Source organism: Kitasatospora sp. NPDC056731 (genome assembly GCF_040687675.1).
Taxonomy (GTDB): Bacteria; Actinomycetota; Actinomycetes; order Streptomycetales; family Streptomycetaceae; genus Kitasatospora.
This window is the reverse complement of the sequence record NZ_JBFBNR010000084.1, coordinates 1-15,901: the sequence shown is the minus strand read 5'-3', so window position 1 is coordinate 15,901 and position 15,901 is coordinate 1. Positions and strand designations below refer to the sequence as shown.

Below are 15,901 nucleotides of genomic sequence, written 5' to 3'. Positions count from 1 at the left end.
TTGCTGGTGTACTGGATGTATTGAGTCTTGTCGGCGAGGTGGTCGAGGGGGACCTCCATGACCTTGTCGTCGGTGTCCCGGCATTCCGGACCAGGTCCGCGCGCCCCTCTCGTGCGTCTTCAGGCCTTACTCGGTCAGGCTGCCGTCCACCTCGTCGGCCGCCTCGACCTCCTCCCGGGTGATGCCCAGCAGGTACAGCACGGTGTCCAGGAACGGCACGTTGACGGCGGTGTCGGCGGCCTCGCGCACCACCGGCTTGGCGTTGAACGCCACGCCCAGCCCGGCCGCGTTCAGCATGTCCAGGTCGTTGGCGCCGTCGCCGATCGCCACCGTCTGCGACAGCGGCACCTTCGCCTGCTCGGCGAACCGGGCCAGCCAGCGGGCCTTGCCCGCGCGGTCCACGATCTCGCCGACCACCCGGCCGGTGAACTTGCCGTCCGCCACCTCCAGGGTGTTGGCGGCCGCGAAGTCCAGCCCCAGCTCCTCGACCAGGTGGTCGGTGACCTGGGTGAACCCGCCCGACACCACCGCGACCTGGAAGCCCAGCCGCTGCAGGGTGCGGATCAGGGTGCGCGCCCCCGGCGTGAAACGGACCTCCGCGCGCACCTTCTCGGTCACCGAGGCGTCCAGCCCGGCCAGCAGCGAGACCCGGGCCCGCAGCGACTCGGCGAAGTCCAGCTCGCCGCGCATCGCCTGCGCCGTCACCTCGGCGACCTCCTCCTCGCAGCCCGCGTGGGCCGCGAACAGCTCGATCACCTCGTCCTGGATGAGCGTGGAGTCGACGTCCATCACCACCAGGCGCTTGGCCCGGCGCTCCAGCCCGGCCGCGACCACCGCGACGTCCACCCGCTGGGCGGCCGCCTCCTGGGCCAGCTCGGCCCGCAGCTCGTCGGTGGCCACACCGGACACGGCCAGTTCGACCGCCGTCACCGGGTACTTGGCGAGCCGGAACACGCGGTCGATGTTGCCGCCCGCCGCGGTGATCCGGGAGGTGAGCGCGGAGACGGCGGCGGAGGTCAGCGGATTGCCGAGCACGGTGACGTGCGAACGGCCCTCGCGGCGCGGCCGGTTGTCGCCGATGCCGGAGAGGATCTCGGCCTGGAGCTTCTGCTCCTCCGCCCAGCGGTGCACGGTGGCCCGCAGCCCGCCCTCGGCGCCGGGGGCGGTGGGCGGGGTGACCAGTGCGCAGAGCGTGATGCGGCCACGGGTCACGACCTGTTCGATGTCGATCACGTCGACGGCGAAGCCGGCCAGGGTGGCGAAGAGGCCGGCGGTGATGCCGGGGCGGTCCTTGCCGAACACCTTGACGAGCAGGGTGCGCTCGTCCGCGGTCCGGGGCTGGGCGGCGGGGAGGGGCTCAGCGGCCAGGGGCGATGCGTTCATGGTGCCTCCCACGCTACCCGCCGGCCGGCGGGCCCAGAGCACCCGTCCCACGTCGCGGACGGGTGCCGGGTAGCAGCCTGGTCACAGTCACCCGGGGTGACTTTTATTGGCGGTCAGCAGGCTGGAATGATTCCCCCCGTCAGTTTCGGAAACATCGCACCCCTGGTCGGGGGCACAATTCGGGGGAACCGAGAGAGCGGGGCAGGCGCGCAGTGCCGCAACTCGTCATCGATATCAACGGACAGCAGCGGACTCTGGAGCCCGGGCGGTCCTACACCCTCGGGCGCAACCCGCAGTCGGACTTCCCGTTCGACGACGCCAGGGTCTCCTGGCACCACGGGACCATCACCTTCAACGGCAGCGGCTGGCAGCTGGACGACCACGGCAGCACCAACGGCACCTACACGGCCGGTGCCCGGACGATGCAGGCCCAGCTGTTCCCCGGCGCCGTCGTCAACCTCGGCAACCCGGAGAACGGACCCCGGCTCGGCTTCTCCGCGCCCGCCCACGCCACCCCGCACGCCGCCGCCCCGCAGGCTCCCGCCTGGCACGAGGCCGCCACCAGCCGCAGCGCCGCGCCGGCGCCCCAGCCGCCGGCCCCGCAGCAGGGCTGGTCGCCGCAGGCCCCCTACCCGCCGCAGCCCGAGCAGGCCTGGGCGGGCCGGCCCCAGCCGCCGTTCCCGCAGCAACAGCAACAGCAGCAGCACGCGCCCCAGCCCCAGCAGGGCGGCTTCCCGCAGCAGCAGGCCTTCCCGCCCGACCCGCAGGACGGTGCCGGCCCGCAGCCGACGATCATCCGCAACCTGACCGCCGCCATGCGCACCGTCCGGATCGGCCGCGCGCTCGACAACGACGTCGTGGTCTCCGACCTCCAGGTCTCCCGCCACCACGCCGAGCTGCGCCAGCTCCAGGACGGCCGCTACGAGATCGTCGACCTCGGCAGCCACAACGGGATCTTCCTCAACGGCCAGCGGGTGCAGCGCCAGCTGATGGGCCCGCAGGACCGGCTGACCGTCGGCCACTCCAGCTTCGTGCTGGTCGGCGACCAGCTCCAGGAGTTCGTCGACACCGGCGCGGTCTCCTTCTCCGCCCGCCACCTGACCGTCGAGGTCGAGCACAAGGGCGCCAAGAAGATCCTGCTCGACGACGTCAGCTTCGGCGTCCCGGAGAAGTCCCTGGTCGCCGTCATCGGCCCGTCCGGCTCCGGCAAGTCGACCCTGCTGCGCGCCCTCACCGGCTACCGCCCGGCCGACCGCGGCGAGGTCCTGTACGACGGCCGCAACCTCTACAAGCAGTTCGCCGAGCTCCGCTCGCGCATCGGCCTGGTGCCGCAGTCCGAGATCCTGCACAAGGAACTCACCGTCCGCTCCGGCCTCAAGTACGCGGCCCAGCTGCGCTTCCCCGGCGACACCGAGGCGCGCGAGCGCGCGGCCCGGATCGACGAGGTGCTGTACGAGCTGCGCCTGGACAAGCGCGCCGACAACAAGATCACCGCACTCTCCGGCGGCCAGCAGAAGCGCGTCTCGGTCGCCCTGGAACTGCTCACCAAGCCGTCGCTGATCTTCCTGGACGAGCCCACCTCGGGCCTCGACCCGGGCATGGACCGCGAGGTCATGCAGATGCTGCGCGGCCTCGCCGACGACGGCCGCACCATCCTGGTCGTCACCCACTCGGTGGCCGAACTCGCGCTCTGCGACCGGCTGCTGGTGATGGCGCCGGGCGGTGCGGTGGCCTACTTCGGCCCGCCGGACGAGGCGCTGCACTTCTTCGGGTACGAGACCTGGGCGGACGTCTTCCAGGCCTTCGAGAACTACCCGGACCACGACTGGGCCGGCCGCTACCGCGGCTCGGTGCACTACCAGCAGTACTCCGCCCCCGACGTGGAGTCGGGCGAGGTGCAGCACGCCCAGGTCGCCCAGGAGGCCGTCCGGCCGCCGAAGCCGCAGAGCTGGGGCTCGCAGCTGTGGACGCTGATGCGCCGCTACATGTCGGTCCTCGCCTCGGACCGCGGCTTCCTGGCGCTGTCGGTGCTGCTGCCCGCCGTCATCGGCGCGGTCAGCGTGCTGGTCCCCAACGGGGCGGGCCTCGCACCCAACCCGAACACGCAGCTCCACCTCAACAGCGGGGCCGCGACGATTCTCATGATCCTGGCGATCGGAGCCTGCTTCTCCGGAGCGGCCAACTCGGTCCGCGAGCTGATCAAGGAACGGGCCATCTACGAACGGGAACGGGCCACCGGGCTCTCCCGCTCGGCGTACATGATGTCCAAGATCATCGTGCTGGGCTTCTTCAGCGTGATCCAGGGCGCCATCGTCGCCGCGGTCGGCTTCCTGCCGCGCAAGCTCCCCGAGCACGGCCTGATCGTCAAGGACCTGCCGATCATCGAGATGACCATCGGCATGATCCTGCTCAGCTTCACCGCGATGATGTTCGGCCTGATGATCTCGGCCCTGGTCAAGACCGCCGAGAAGACCATGCCGCTGCTGGTCATGTTCGCCATCATCCAGGTCGTCTTCACCGGCTGCCTGTTCCAGCTCTTCGGCAAGCCCGGCCTGGAGCAGGCCGCCTGGCTGATGCCGGCCCGCTGGGGCACCGGCATCGTGGCCACCACACTGGACCTGTCCAAGCTCATGGGCCCCTGGAACAAGGACTTCCAGAACCCCCAGTACGACCCGCTGTGGACCAGCAGCGTCGCCCAGTGGGCGATCGACGCGGGCGCGCTGATCGCGATCTCGATCGTCATCGGCGTCATCGTCACCCGGCTCCAGCGCCGCCACGAGCCCGAGGTCATGCAGAAGGGCTGACCCCCTTCGCCCCGCCCGCCCTCGCCCCGCCCGCCTTCGCCCCGCCCGCCGAGGGGCGGCCCTCCCGTCACCGGAGAGCCGCCCCTCCTCCATTGCGCGGGCCCCGAGACTGAGGCCCTGTCCGGCCGATCTTGGCGGGCCCGCGACGCCGGGCATCCCGGCTGGACGCACGCCCGAATCGCCCAAGTACGTCCAGTACGAGGGCGGTCCGGGCGCACGCCCAGCCGGGCGCCCAACGCCGCGGGCTGATCCGCCAAGATCGACCGGACAGGACCTAGGTCCCCGGACCTGCGCCCACCCCGGCCGCGGACCGACGCGGCGGCGCCCGCGGCGGCGGTAGTTTGGCGGTATGCCCAGCACGCCCAGCGACCACCGGAGCCCGGCCGGCCCGCACCTCGACCTGCGCGGCCCCGCCCGCCCGATGCCCGGCTGCGACCCCTGCCTGGCCGGCATCGAGGCGGTCAGCCAGGCGCTGCTCGCGATGAGCCGGCACCTGGAGGTCCGCGAGGTGCTGCGCCGCATCACCGCCTCCGCCCGCGACCTGCTCGGCGCCGAGTACGCGGCCCTGGGCGTGCCCGACGACCACGGTGGCTTCGCCCAGTTCGTCGTCGACGGCGTCACCGACGAGCAGTGGCGGGCGATCGGCCCGCTGCCCCGCCAGCACGGCGTCCTCGCCAAGATGCTGCACGAGACCGGCCCCACCCGGCTCGCCGACGTCCGCAAGGCCCCGGCCTTCGGCGGCTGGCCGGCCGCCCACCCCGAGATGGACGCCTTCCTCGGCATGCCCATCCTGGACGCCGAGGCCGCCGAGGACGAACCGCAGGTCACCGGCGTCATCTTCCTCGCCAACAAGCGCGGCGGCGGCCTGTTCACCGACCACGACGAGGAACTGCTGCGGATACTCGCCGCGCACGCCGCCCTCGCCCTCTCCAACGCCCGCCTGTACGAGCGCAGCCGCGAACTCACCCTGGCCGGCGAACGCGCCCGCATCGCCCACGACCTGCACGACGCCGTCGCGCAGAAGCTCTTCTCGCTGCGGCTCACCGCCAAGGCCGCCGCCACGCTCGTCGACCGCGATCCGGCCCGGGCCCGCGCCGAACTCGCCGAGGTCGCCCGGCTCGCCGCCGAGGCCGCCGACGAACTGCGCGCCGTCGTCGTCGAACTGCGCCCCGCCGCCCTGGAGGAGGACGGGCTGAGCGCCACCCTCGCCTCCCAGGTGCAGGTCCTCGACCGGGCCCACACCGCGGACGTCGCCTTCGCCGCCGACGGCGTCCGCGCCCTGCCGCCCGCGCAGGAGGCCGCGCTGCTGCGGGTCGCCCAGGAGGCGCTGCACAACGCGCTGCGCCACTCCGGTGCGGGCCGCGTCACCGTCACCCTGGCCGGCACGCCCGCGCGCGGCGCCGTGCTGCGGGTGCGCGACGACGGACACGGCTTCGACCCCGAGTCCGTCCGCCGGGCCGGGCGCCATCTCGGCCTGGCCTCGATGCGCGACCGCGCGGCCGCCGTCGGCGGCACGCTCACCCTGGAGTCCGCCCCCGGCCGGGGGACGCTCGTCGAGATGGAGGTCCCCGGTGCCTGACCGCACGCCCGACCGCACGCCGTCGATCCGCGTCCTGCTGGTCGACGACCACCAGGTGGTCCGCCGCGGGCTGCGCACCTTCCTGGAGGTCCAGGACGACATCGAGGTGGTCGGGGAGGCCGCCGACGGGGCCGAGGGCGTCGACCGCGCCCGCGAACTCGACCCCGACGTCGTCCTGATGGACCTCAAGATGCCCGGCGTCGACGGCATCGAGGCGCTGCGCACGCTCAAGGGCGAGGGCAGCCGGGCCCGGATCCTGATCGTCACCAGCTTCACCGAGCACCGCACGATGGTCCCCGCGCTGCGGGCCGGCGCCGCCGGGTACGTCTACAAGGACGTCGACCCGGAGGCGCTGGCCGGCGCGATCCGCTCGGTGCACGCCGGCCACGTCCTGCTCCAGCCCGAACTGGCGGAGGCGCTGCTCGCCGACGACGGCCCGCGCGCCCCGCAGGGCCGCGGCGGCACCCTCACCGAACGCGAGCGCGAGGTCCTCGGCCACATCGCCGACGGCCGCTCCAACCGGGAGATCGCCCGCAGCCTGCACCTGTCGGAGAAGACGGTGAAGACCCACGTCTCCAACATCCTGATGAAGCTGGACCTGGCGGACCGGACCCAGGCGGCCCTGTGGGCCGTCCGCAACGGCGAGGCGCGGGACGGCGGCCCGTCCTAGCGGTCCGGTTGCTCAGCGGTCCGCACGTGTTCCCGGTTGCTCAGCGGTCCTCGCGCTCGTCGACCAGCGCGTTGTACGCCGCCACCTGCGCCCGCCGGGCGGTGCGCCGCAGCGGCGCCAGCACCGCCTGCCGCGCCGCCATCTCGGAGGCGCTGACCGCCGCGCCGTGCCCGCCCGCGGCGATCGCCAGCAGTGCCGACACCTGCCGGGCCGACTCCAGCACCCGCACCGCACGCGGCGGGTACCCGGGCGCCAGCAGTTCGGCGTGCCCGCGCCGGCGGTACGCCTCCAGCGCCCGCAGCGCCTCCGGCCCGGCGCCCGCCACGTCCAGCCGGGTCAGCAGGAGCGTCGCCTCGCGCAGCCCGTCGGCCAGCTCCCGTTCGGCCTCGTGCAGCGACGGGACGTCGGCCGGCGGTGTGTCGTTGGTCTCAAGGCAGTGCCACAGCACCGTCGCCGAACGGTCCCCGGCCGGGCCGAACACCTCCACCTCCGGCACCAGTCCGAGCGGGACGCCCACCGCCAGCACCGCCTCCCCGACGCCCATCGCCCGCTCGTTGAACGGTGCCGGACCGGTCAGCCCCAGCGGGTGCCCGGCGGACGGCAGCGCCAGTCGCAGGCCCTTCACCCCGAGCACCCGAAGCCGTCCCAGCGCCCAGGTGAGGCCGTGCCGTTCGCCCGGTCCGTCCCCGGGCAGTCCGGTCACCCGGTGGCTCTCGTCGTCGCCCAGAACGGCCGCGGCGGCGTTGTCCGGCGGCACCAGACCGGCCAGCAGGGCGTTGCCCCACGCGGTCAGCCGCCCCGAACGGGGTTCTTCGTACGGATTGTCGGGAGGAGTCGCGAGCATCCGGCCAGCCTACGGAATCGGTGGTCATCCGCGTGGCGTAGGTTTGCCCATGCGTGTGCGGCGCACCCACCCCGTGCCCACCGGCTGCCGGAGTAGGCTCGCCGCCCGCACCGACGGCCGAAATTCTTGTATTGGGGAAGGCGTAGGCATGAGCGACGTGCTGGAGCTGGTGGACGTATCCGTGGTCCGGGAGGGACGCGCGCTGGTCGACCAGGTCTCGTGGTCCATCTCCGAGGGGGAGCGCTGGGTCATCCTGGGCCCCAACGGCGCCGGGAAGACCACCCTGCTGCAGATCGCCGCCACCTACCTGTTCCCGACCGCGGGCAAGGTGTCGGTGCTGGGCGAGAAGCTGGGCGAGGTCGACGTCTTCGAGCTGCGCTCCCGGATCGGCCTGGCCGGCGCCGCCATGTTCGACAAGCTGCCGGCCGAGCAGACGGTGCTGCAGACCGTGCTGACCGCCGCCTACGGCATGACGGTCAGCTGGCAGGAGACCTACGAGCAGTTCGACGAGTCCCGCGCGCTCGCGCTGCTCGACCGGATGGGCATGTCCAACCTCACCGGCCGCAAGTTCGGCACTCTCTCCGAGGGCGAGCGCAAGCGCACCCTGATCGCCCGCGCCCTGATGACCGACCCCGAGCTGCTGTTGCTCGACGAGCCCGCGGCCGGCCTGGACCTCGGCGGCCGCGAGGACCTCGTCCGCCGGCTCGGCGCGCTCGCCCAGGACGAGTTCGCTCCGGCCATGGCGATGGTCACCCACCACGTCGAGGAGATCGCGCCGGGCTTCACCCACGTCCTGATGATCCGCCAGGGCAAGGTGCTCACCGCCGGTCCGATCGACACCGAGCTGACCGCCCGCAACCTCTCCAAGTGCTTCGGCCTGCCGCTCACCCTGGAGCGCCACGGGGACCGCTGGTCCGCGCAGGGCCTGCCGCTGGGCTGAGCCCCCGTCCGCACCTCGCACGCGCCTCGCACGCGCCTCGTACGCACCTCGCACGCTCCGATGTCGTCGGGTTTCCGGGGACCGGTCGCACGCGCGACCGGTTTCCGCCCCTCGACCTGCGGGAACTGTCCGCCTCGAAGGCCCTTCGCTCCCTAGGATGGACACGTGGACAGCTGGATCTGGTGGCTCCTGGCCGCCGTCGGGCTCGGCATACCGCTGGTGCTTACCGCGATGCCGGAGTTCGCCATGTTCGCGGTCGGTGCGCTGGCGGCCGCCGGCGTGGCCGGGCTGGGCGGAGACGCGGTCTGGCAGACCCTGGTCTTCATCGCGGTCTCGGTCTCGCTGCTGGTCTTCGTCCGCCCGATCGCCTACCGGCAGCTGCGGCAGGGCCCGCACATCAAGATGGGCATCGAGGCGCTCCAGGGCGCCACCGCGGTCGTCGCGGAAACCGTCGACGGGGAGGGCGGACGGATCAAGCTGAACGGCGAGATCTGGTCGGCCCGCGCGCTCCACCCGGACAGCGTGTACCAACCGGGGCAGCAGGTCGACGTCGTCGAAATCCAGGGCGCGACCGCCCTGGTCGTCTAGGGGAGAGTCCGTGGAACCCGTCCTTATCGTTTTGGTCGTCCTGGTCGTGGTGGCCTTCATCGCGCTGATCAAGACGATCCAGGTCATCCCGCAGGCCAGCGCCGCGATCGTGGAGCGCTTCGGCCGCTACACCCGGACGCTCAACGCAGGCCTGAACATCGTCGTCCCGTTCATCGACCGGGTCCGCAACCGGATCGACCTGCGCGAGCAGGTCGTGCCGTTCCCGCCGCAGCCGGTGATCACCCAGGACAACCTGGTGGTCAACATCGACACGGTGATCTACTACCAGGTCACCGACCCGCGCGCGGCCACCTACGAGGTCGCCAGCTACATCCAGGCCATCGAGCAGCTGACCGTCACCACGCTGCGCAACATCATCGGCTCGATGGACCTCGAATCCACCCTGACCTCGCGCGAGGTCATCAACGCCGGTCTGCGCGGCGTCCTGGACGAGGCCACCGGCAAGTGGGGCATCCGGGTCAACCGCGTCGAGCTGAAGGCGATCGAGCCGCCCACCTCCATCCAGGACTCGATGGAGAAGCAGATGCGCGCCGACCGTGACAAGCGCGCCGCGATCCTCACCGCCGAGGGCCAGCGGCAGGCCCAGATCCTCAAGGCCGAGGGTGAGAAGCAGGCCGACGTGCTCCGGGCCGAGGGCGAGGCGCAGGCCGCGGTGCTGCGCGCCGACGGTGAGGCGGCCGCGATCCGGACGGTCTTCGAGGCCATCCACGACGGCGACGCCGACCAGAAGCTGCTCGCCTACCAGTACCTGCAGACCCTGCCCGAGCTGGCCAAGGGCGACTCCAACAAGCTCTGGATCATCCCCAGCGAGGTCGGCGACGCCCTCAAGGGCCTCGGCGGCGCCTTCGGCGGGCTGACCGGCAACCCCGGCATCAACGGCGGCGCGGTCGCCGCCCCGAGCGTGCCGCCGGCGGCCCCCGCGGCCACCCAGGTGCCGCTCGACCCGGCGGCCGGCCCGCGCCCGGTGGACACCGAGAAGGGTGCCGCCCGCCCCCGGGTGGACCCGGCCCGCGAGTACCGCAAGATCGACCCGGAGTGACCGGCTGAACCGTCCGGCCCGGGGGCCCGCCACCGCACGGTGGCGGGCCCCCGGCGTGTGGCGGTCGTGGGGTGTGGCGGTTGTGGCGTACGTCCCGAATCGTGGGCGGCCCTGGTCCGACCGGTGGGCCGTCCGGCATGATCCCCCCGGACAGGACCGAGAGGAGAGGTGACCCATGACGCTCTGGGAGGGCATCGCCGTCCTGGTGGCGGGCGTCGGCGCCGGGATGATCAACGTGATCGTCGGCTCCGGCACGCTGATCACGTTCCCGGTGCTGCTCGCCATCGGGATTCCGCCGGTCACCGCCAACGTCTCCAACACCTTCGGCCTGGTGCCCGGTTCGCTCAGCGGCGTGATCGGCTACCGCCGCGAGCTGGCCGGCCAGGGCCACCGACTGCTGCGCCTGGGCACCGCCTCGCTGCTCGGCGGACTGGTCGGCGCGCTGCTGCTGATCAGACTGCCGAAGGGCGCCTTCGACACGATCGTCCCGGTACTGATCCTGCTCGCCCTCGTCCTGGTGGTGATCCAGCCCAGGGTCGCCAAGGCGGTCGCCGCCCGCCGCCGCCCCGACGGGGACCCGGACGGCGGCCTGCTGCTGTTCGTCGGCGTCTTCCTCACCGGCATCTACGGCGGCTACTTCGGCGCCGCGCAGGGCGTCCTGCTGCTGGCGCTGATGGGCATGCTGCTCCAGGAGGACCTGCAGCGGATCAACGCCGTGAAGAACGCGCTGGCGATGGTCGTCAACGGCGTCGCCGCGCTGTTCTTCCTGTTCACCTCCACTGTCAACTGGGCGGCCGCCGGCCTGATCGCGGCGGGCTCGCTGGTCGGCGGCCTGCTCGGCGCCAAGGTCGGCCGCCGCCTGCCGCCGGCCGCGCTGCGCGGGATCATCGTGGTGGTCGGCCTCGTCGCGGTCACCAAACTGCTGATGAGCTGATGAGCTGAGCAGCGTCGGGGGTCGCCTGGCGGGGGCTGTCCGTCAGGGGCTGCCGCCCGTCGGGGGCTGTCCGGCAGCGGCTGTGTCGTCCGGTGCGCAGGGCCCCGGCTCGGTATGTTCCTCGCAGTGCACGCCTGACCGGACGACGAGACGACGAACGGAAGAGCTTCGATGAGCAGCAGGGCACGGCTGAGCGAGGACGAGATCACGGCGGCCCTGGCCGCACTGCCGCGGTGGACCAGGGAGGGCGACGGCATCGTCCGCGCCGCCGACGCCCCCGACTTCCCGGCGGCGATCCGGGTGGTCGTCGCCGTCGCCGAACAGGCCGAGGCGCTCGACCACCACCCCGACGTCGACATCCGCTGGCGCACGCTGCGCTTCGTCCTCTCCACCCACAGCGCGGGCGGGCTGACCGGCCTGGACTTCACCCTGGCCGCCCGCATCGACGAGGCGCTGAACGCCGAGTCCGCGGGCTGACCTCCCGGACCCCCGAGGCCGGGGCGGCGCGCTCGAACGGGCGTGAGATGCTGACTGCCGCATCGGCAGGCGGCTCGGGAGGGACGGGAACGGATGGCGCAGGAGCCCTTCGGAGACGCCCAGCAGCAGCCGTGGTACCCCCAGGGCCAGCAGGCCTGGCCGGTCGGCGGGCACCAGGAGCCGCAGCCGCAGGATCAGCCGCAGGACCACCCGCAGCAGGAGTACTGGCAGACGACGTCGGGCTACGGCCAGGGGGCGTACGGGCAGGGCGGGTACGGGCAGGACCTGCCGTACCCGCAGCCGGACGGGCAGGGCCCGCCGTACGGGCAGGACCCGCAGTACGGGCAGACCGGGTACGTCCAGGGCGGCTACGTCCAGGGCGGTTACGCCGAGGGGCAGTACCAGCCGTACCACCCGCTCCCGGACCACGGGCAGCAGCAGTACGCGCCGTACGCCGTCCCGGAACAGCCTGCGGGGGAGGGGCTGTACGTCCCGGTGGGGGCGGAGTACTCGGCCGACGGGTACGTGCACATTGAGGACGCCGAGCCCGTTCCGGTGGAGCCGTCCACGGAGCCGGAGCCCGAGCCGGGCACGATGCCCGAGGCCGCGCCCGTCGCGCCGTCGCGGGCTGCCGCCCGTCGGGGCAGGTCCTCGAAGGCGGGCTCCTCGAAGGCGGGCCCTTCGGGGGCGGGTTCTTCGCAGGCGGGCTCTTCGCTCTCGGCCAGGGCCCGGGCCGCCGCCGGGGCGGTGCTCACCGGCGAGCACGTGCCCAGCCGGCGGACCCTGCTGGTGCGCACCGGCGCCGGGGTGGCCGCGCTGGGCGTGCTGGTCGCGGCCGGCCTGATGGTCGGGGCCGAGGGCGGCGGCAACGCGGCCGCGACCAGCGGCGGGGAGCCCGGTTTCGCCGTCGCGCACACCAAGGTGTGGTCCGCCCAGCCCGCCGCGTCCGGGTCGTCGGGTGACGACACGCTGGTCGGCAGCTGGCTGCTGGCCGATGCGGTGGTCCGCGCCGACGCCGCCGGTGTGCGGGCCTACGACCTCGCGGCCGGCAAGCCCGTCTGGTCGGTGGAGCCACCGGCGGCCGGGGCCGTCCCGTGCGGGCTGTCGGCGGGGGTCAACCAGGCGGGGCTGGGCGCGGTGCTGTTCCGGGCCCAGGCCGACCCGAAGAGCCCGTGCACGCTGGTCGCCGCCGTGGACACCAAGACCGGCAAGACCGCGTGGACGAAGACCGTCTCGGACGCCAAGGGCGCGTACGGCGCGCGGATCGGCGTCACCGAGGACAAGGTGATCGCGGTCGGCGACGACCGGGCGGTCGCCTGGGAGTCCGCGGACGGCAAGGACGTCTGGCAGTACACCGGGCAGGGCAAGTTCTGCACCCTGTCCGGCGGCGTGACCGGCAAGACCGTGCTGGTCGCCTCCTCCTGCGCCGACTCGACCCCCGCCGACCAGGCCGTCGCACTGAACACGGCGGACGGCAAGGTCAGTTGGTGGCGCGGCCTGAACAACCGGCCGAAGACGGTGAGCGTGCTGTCCGCCGAGCCGTCCGTCGTCCTCACCACGGGCGAGAAGCCGGAGGACGACCGGGTGTTCGCCTGGGGCGCGGGCGGCGACCCGGCCGCCGAGATCCCGGTGGTCGGCGACGGCGGCCGGCTGGACGTCGCCCACGGCACGTTCTCGGCCACCCCCGAGGTGTTCTTCCAGAACCGCACGATGGTCACCACGCTCGTCCCGGCGAACGGCGGCGGACCGGTCGCGGCGGTCGGTTACGACCTCGACACCGGCAAACAGCGCTGGAAGGCGCCGACCGCCGCCAAGGGCACCGTCCGGGCGGTCGGCGTCGACGGCGGCGCGCTGGTGCTCGCCGCCGACGAACGCCGCGACCAGCCCGCCCGCCTCAGCCGGTTCCCGCTGGCCGGCGGCCAGGAGGCGACCGGCGGCAACTTCCCGCAGGGCACCGGTTCGCTTCTGGTCTCCGGGCGGGTGCTGATCGGCGGCGGGCGGGTGGTCGTGATGCCCGAGCACTCGGCCAACTACGGCACGGCGGCGGGCTACCAGGCGAAGGGCTAGCCCGCCCCCGTCGGGCGCGGCTCGCGGCCGCGTTCACGCCGCCGGGACGGCTGTCGGAGCGGGCTGGCCCGGCACGGCCGGCAGCCAGTCGGCCAGCTCCCGGGCCTCCGAGCCGCGCAGGCCGAGCGCCAGCATGAGGGTGGCCTGCGGGGTCGGCACGAACGGCCGGCGCAGCAGCCTCATCCCGGCCTGCTCGGGTGTCCGGTCCGCCTTGCGCTGGTTGTCCTCCGGGCACGCGGCCACGGTGTTCAACCAGCTGTCCTCCCCACCGCGGGACCTGGGCTGCAGGTGGTCCACCGTGGTGGCCCGCCGCCCGCAGTACGCGCACAGGTGCTGGTCCCGGGCCAGGACACCCCGTCGCGACCACGGCGCCTGTTGTCGGAACGGCACTCTCACGTAGCGCTGAAGCCTGATCACCCGGGGCACCGGGATGCTGACGCCCGTCCCCCGGACCGTGCGCAGCGGATGCGCCTGCTCCACCACCGCCTTGTCCTGGAGCACCAGGACGACGGCGCGCTGGAGCGACACCGTCGTCAGGGGCTCGTAGCTCGCGTTCAGAACCAGCGTGTTGCGCACTGGGCACACCCTTCCCGTGGGCGTGCCACGGCGGCACGACCGTCTCCACACACGTCACTGCCGCCGCACGGCGGTGACACCACTCTGAACGGGCCCACAGCCGACGAACAACGGAATTTCCGGTATCGGGCAGGCGCCGGAGGGGCCGGGGGAGGAGTGCGGCACGACGCGCGGGGAAAACCCGCTGGCCCCGACCGCGTAGGCTCTACCACGCTGGAGTCGTACCGACCCGGGGTCCGAGAGAACCGGGCCCGCCACCGGGCGGGCGCCCGATCGAAGGAGAAGCGTGACCGTGACGGACATCGTCGACGAGCTGCGGTGGCGGGGGCTGATCGCCCTGTCCACCGACGAGGACGCACTGCGCAAGGCGTTCGCGGACGGCCCGGTCACGTTCTATTGCGGCTTCGACCCGACGGCCCCCAGCCTGCACCTCGGCAACCTCGTGCAGATCCTCACCATGCGCCGCATCCAGCAGGCGGGAAACCTCCCGCTCGGCCTGGTCGGCGGCGCCACGGGCCTCATCGGTGACCCGAAGCCCACCGCCGAGCGCGTCCTCAACGACCCCGAGACGGTGGCCGGCTGGGTCGAGCGACTGCGGGGCCAGATCTCGCGCTTCCTCGATTTCGAGGGCCCCTACGCGGCGCGCATGGTCAACAACCTGGACTGGACGTCCGGGATGTCGGCCATCAGCCTGCTGCGCGACGTGGGCAAGTACTTCCGCGTCAACAACATGATCGCCAAGGAGGCCGTCGCCCGACGGCTCAACTCCGACGCGGGTATCAGCTACACCGAGTTCAGCTACCAGATCCTGCAAGGCATGGACTACCTGGAGCTGAACCGTCGCTACGGCTGCACCCTGCAGACCGGTGGCAGTGACCAGTGGGGCAACCTGACCGCCGGCACGGACCTGATCCGCAAGGCCGACGCCAAGTCCGTGCACGCGCTGGCCACGCCGCTGATCGTCAAGGCCGACGGCACCAAGTTCGGCAAGACCGAGTCCGGCACGGTCTGGCTCGACCCCGAGCTGACCACCCCGTACGCCTTCTACCAGTTCTGGCTGAACGCGGACGACCGGGACGTCCCCAACTTCCTGCGGATCTTCAGCTTCCGCTCGAAGGAGGAGATCGAGGAGCTGGAGCGCGAGACCACCGAGCGCCCCGCCGCCCGCCTCGCCCAGCGAGCCCTCGCCGAGGAGCTCACCACCCTCGTCCACGGCGCCGAGCAGTACGAGCGCGCGGTCGCCGCGTCCAAGGCGCTGTTCGGACAGGGCGACCTCGCCGACCTGGAGGCGCCGACCCTGGCCGCCGCCCTGTCCGAGGTCCCGAAGGCCGAGGTGGCCGAACTCCAGTCGGTGGTCGACCTGTTGGTCGCCGTCGGCCTGGCACCGAGCCGTTCGGCCGCCCGCCGTACGGTCAAGGAGGGCGGCGCCTACCTCAACAACGTCAAGGTGACGGACGAGGAAGCGGTGCCGGCCGAGGCCGACCTGCTGCACGGCCGCTGGCTCGTGCTGCGCCGCGGCAAGCGCAACCTGGCGGCGGCGGAGCTGGTTCCGGCTACGGCGTGACCGAAACACGACGCCGCTGAGCTGCGGCTTCGACATACGAGGGCGGGATCCAGCCGGATCCCGCCCTCAGTGTTTGACGATGTCGTCCGGGTGGCCTAGTGTTGAACGAGTCGCTGATGCGGCCACCCCACTCTGCGGGACCCACCCTCACCTCGATACCCATTGACATGGGTTTGTTGGCATTTCCGTCAACCGTGGTGAGTGTGAATTTCGGGTAACAACCGAAATGCGCTAATGTGGAGGCCGTCGCGGAAAGCGGCCCGACCAGTTCGGGAAATCGGATGAATGAAACTCCGGAAAACGGGGCGGAAAACATCTGGTAAGCTGGAAACACGAAAGAACGAAGCGCCCGGAGGGCCCGCTGGAAGGCGGTCCGAAGGAAGTGTCCGTTCCTTGAGAACTCAACAGCGTGCCA

At 72.5% G+C, this 15,901-nt stretch carries 13 protein-coding genes; 10 read left to right on the top strand and 3 right to left on the bottom strand.

Annotated elements, in window-relative coordinates:
* Positions 1-126: 126 nt before the first annotated feature.
* Positions 127-1,383 carry a phosphoserine phosphatase SerB gene (serB, locus tag AB0R04_RS38315; protein ID WP_363378735.1) on the bottom strand — a complete coding sequence of 419 codons (1,257 nt, stop codon included), beginning with the start codon at positions 1,381-1,383 and terminating at the stop codon, positions 127-129.
* 212 nt (positions 1,384-1,595) lie between these two features.
* Between serB and AB0R04_RS38310 the strand changes: the two genes are divergently transcribed.
* The 3 genes from AB0R04_RS38310 (at position 1,596) to AB0R04_RS38300 (ending at position 6,436) form a co-directional block, all read left to right on the top strand.
* Positions 1,596-4,187: an FHA domain-containing protein gene (locus AB0R04_RS38310; protein WP_363378733.1), complete on the top strand. Its 2,592-nt coding sequence runs from the start codon at positions 1,596-1,598 to the stop codon at positions 4,185-4,187.
* A gap of 421 nt (positions 4,188-4,608) precedes the next feature.
* Positions 4,609-5,766, top strand: a complete 1,158-nt coding sequence (locus AB0R04_RS38305) for a GAF domain-containing sensor histidine kinase (protein ID WP_063351461.1) — start codon at positions 4,609-4,611, stop codon at positions 5,764-5,766.
* A complete protein-coding gene (locus AB0R04_RS38300) occupies positions 5,759-6,436 on the top strand; it encodes a response regulator transcription factor (protein ID WP_363378731.1) in 678 nt (225 codons plus the stop codon). The genes AB0R04_RS38305 and AB0R04_RS38300 overlap by 8 nt, the downstream gene beginning before the upstream one ends.
* A 40-nt stretch (positions 6,437-6,476) precedes the next feature.
* On the opposite strand, the gene AB0R04_RS38295 is transcribed toward AB0R04_RS38300, so the two are convergent.
* Positions 6,477-7,280 (bottom strand): hypothetical protein, encoded by an 804-nt coding sequence (locus AB0R04_RS38295; RefSeq protein WP_363378730.1) that lies wholly within the window; start codon positions 7,278-7,280, stop codon positions 6,477-6,479.
* Positions 7,281-7,428: 148 nt separating this feature from the next.
* On the opposite strand from AB0R04_RS38295, the gene AB0R04_RS38290 reads away from it, so the two are divergent.
* The 6 genes from AB0R04_RS38290 (at position 7,429) to AB0R04_RS38265 (ending at position 13,346) form a co-directional block, all read left to right on the top strand.
* The gene (locus tag AB0R04_RS38290) at positions 7,429-8,220 is read left to right on the top strand and encodes an ABC transporter ATP-binding protein (RefSeq protein ID WP_063349636.1); all 792 of its coding nucleotides are present in this window, start codon (positions 7,429-7,431) and stop codon (positions 8,218-8,220) included.
* A gap of 177 nt (positions 8,221-8,397) precedes the next feature.
* On the top strand, positions 8,398-8,808 hold the full coding sequence (locus AB0R04_RS38285; protein ID WP_363378739.1) for an NfeD family protein: 411 nt from the start codon (positions 8,398-8,400) through the stop codon (positions 8,806-8,808).
* A gap of 10 nt (positions 8,809-8,818) precedes the next feature.
* Entirely contained in the window at positions 8,819-9,868 is a 1,050-nt protein-coding gene (locus AB0R04_RS38280; RefSeq protein ID WP_063349637.1) for an SPFH domain-containing protein, read from the top strand.
* 175 nt (positions 9,869-10,043) lie between these two features.
* Positions 10,044-10,802: a sulfite exporter TauE/SafE family protein gene (locus AB0R04_RS38275; RefSeq protein WP_363378727.1), complete on the top strand. Its 759-nt coding sequence runs from the start codon at positions 10,044-10,046 to the stop codon at positions 10,800-10,802.
* A 171-nt stretch (positions 10,803-10,973) separates the two neighbouring features.
* The gene (locus AB0R04_RS38270; protein WP_063349639.1) at positions 10,974-11,279 is read left to right on the top strand and encodes a 4a-hydroxytetrahydrobiopterin dehydratase; all 306 of its coding nucleotides are present in this window, start codon (positions 10,974-10,976) and stop codon (positions 11,277-11,279) included.
* Positions 11,280-11,372: 93 nt separating this feature from the next.
* Entirely contained in the window at positions 11,373-13,346 is a 1,974-nt protein-coding gene (locus AB0R04_RS38265; RefSeq protein ID WP_363378724.1) for a PQQ-binding-like beta-propeller repeat protein, read from the top strand.
* 33 nt (positions 13,347-13,379) lie between these two features.
* Here AB0R04_RS38265 and AB0R04_RS38260 read toward each other — a convergent pair whose 3' ends face one another.
* Entirely contained in the window at positions 13,380-13,922 is a 543-nt protein-coding gene (locus AB0R04_RS38260; protein WP_063349641.1) for an HNH endonuclease, read from the bottom strand.
* 292 nt (positions 13,923-14,214) lie between these two features.
* On the opposite strand from AB0R04_RS38260, the gene tyrS reads away from it, so the two are divergent.
* Entirely contained in the window at positions 14,215-15,486 is a 1,272-nt protein-coding gene (gene tyrS / locus AB0R04_RS38255) for a tyrosine--tRNA ligase (protein WP_363378737.1), read from the top strand.
* Positions 15,487-15,901: the final 415 nt, after the last annotated feature.

Coding starts and splice junctions, on each gene's coding strand:
- AB0R04_RS38290 (WP_063349636.1), top strand. CDS start 7,429: ATGAGCGACGTGCTGGAGCTGGTGGACGTATCCGTGGTCCGGGAGGGA.
- AB0R04_RS38295 (WP_363378730.1), bottom strand. CDS start 7,280: ATGCTCGCGACTCCTCCCGACAATCCGTACGAAGAACCCCGTTCGGGG.
- serB (WP_363378735.1), bottom strand. CDS start 1,383: ATGAACGCATCGCCCCTGGCCGCTGAGCCCCTCCCCGCCGCCCAGCCC.
- AB0R04_RS38305 (WP_063351461.1), top strand. CDS start 4,609: ATGCCCGGCTGCGACCCCTGCCTGGCCGGCATCGAGGCGGTCAGCCAG.
- AB0R04_RS38265 (WP_363378724.1), top strand. CDS start 11,373: ATGGCGCAGGAGCCCTTCGGAGACGCCCAGCAGCAGCCGTGGTACCCC.
- AB0R04_RS38275 (WP_363378727.1), top strand. CDS start 10,044: ATGACGCTCTGGGAGGGCATCGCCGTCCTGGTGGCGGGCGTCGGCGCC.
- AB0R04_RS38270 (WP_063349639.1), top strand. CDS start 10,974: ATGAGCAGCAGGGCACGGCTGAGCGAGGACGAGATCACGGCGGCCCTG.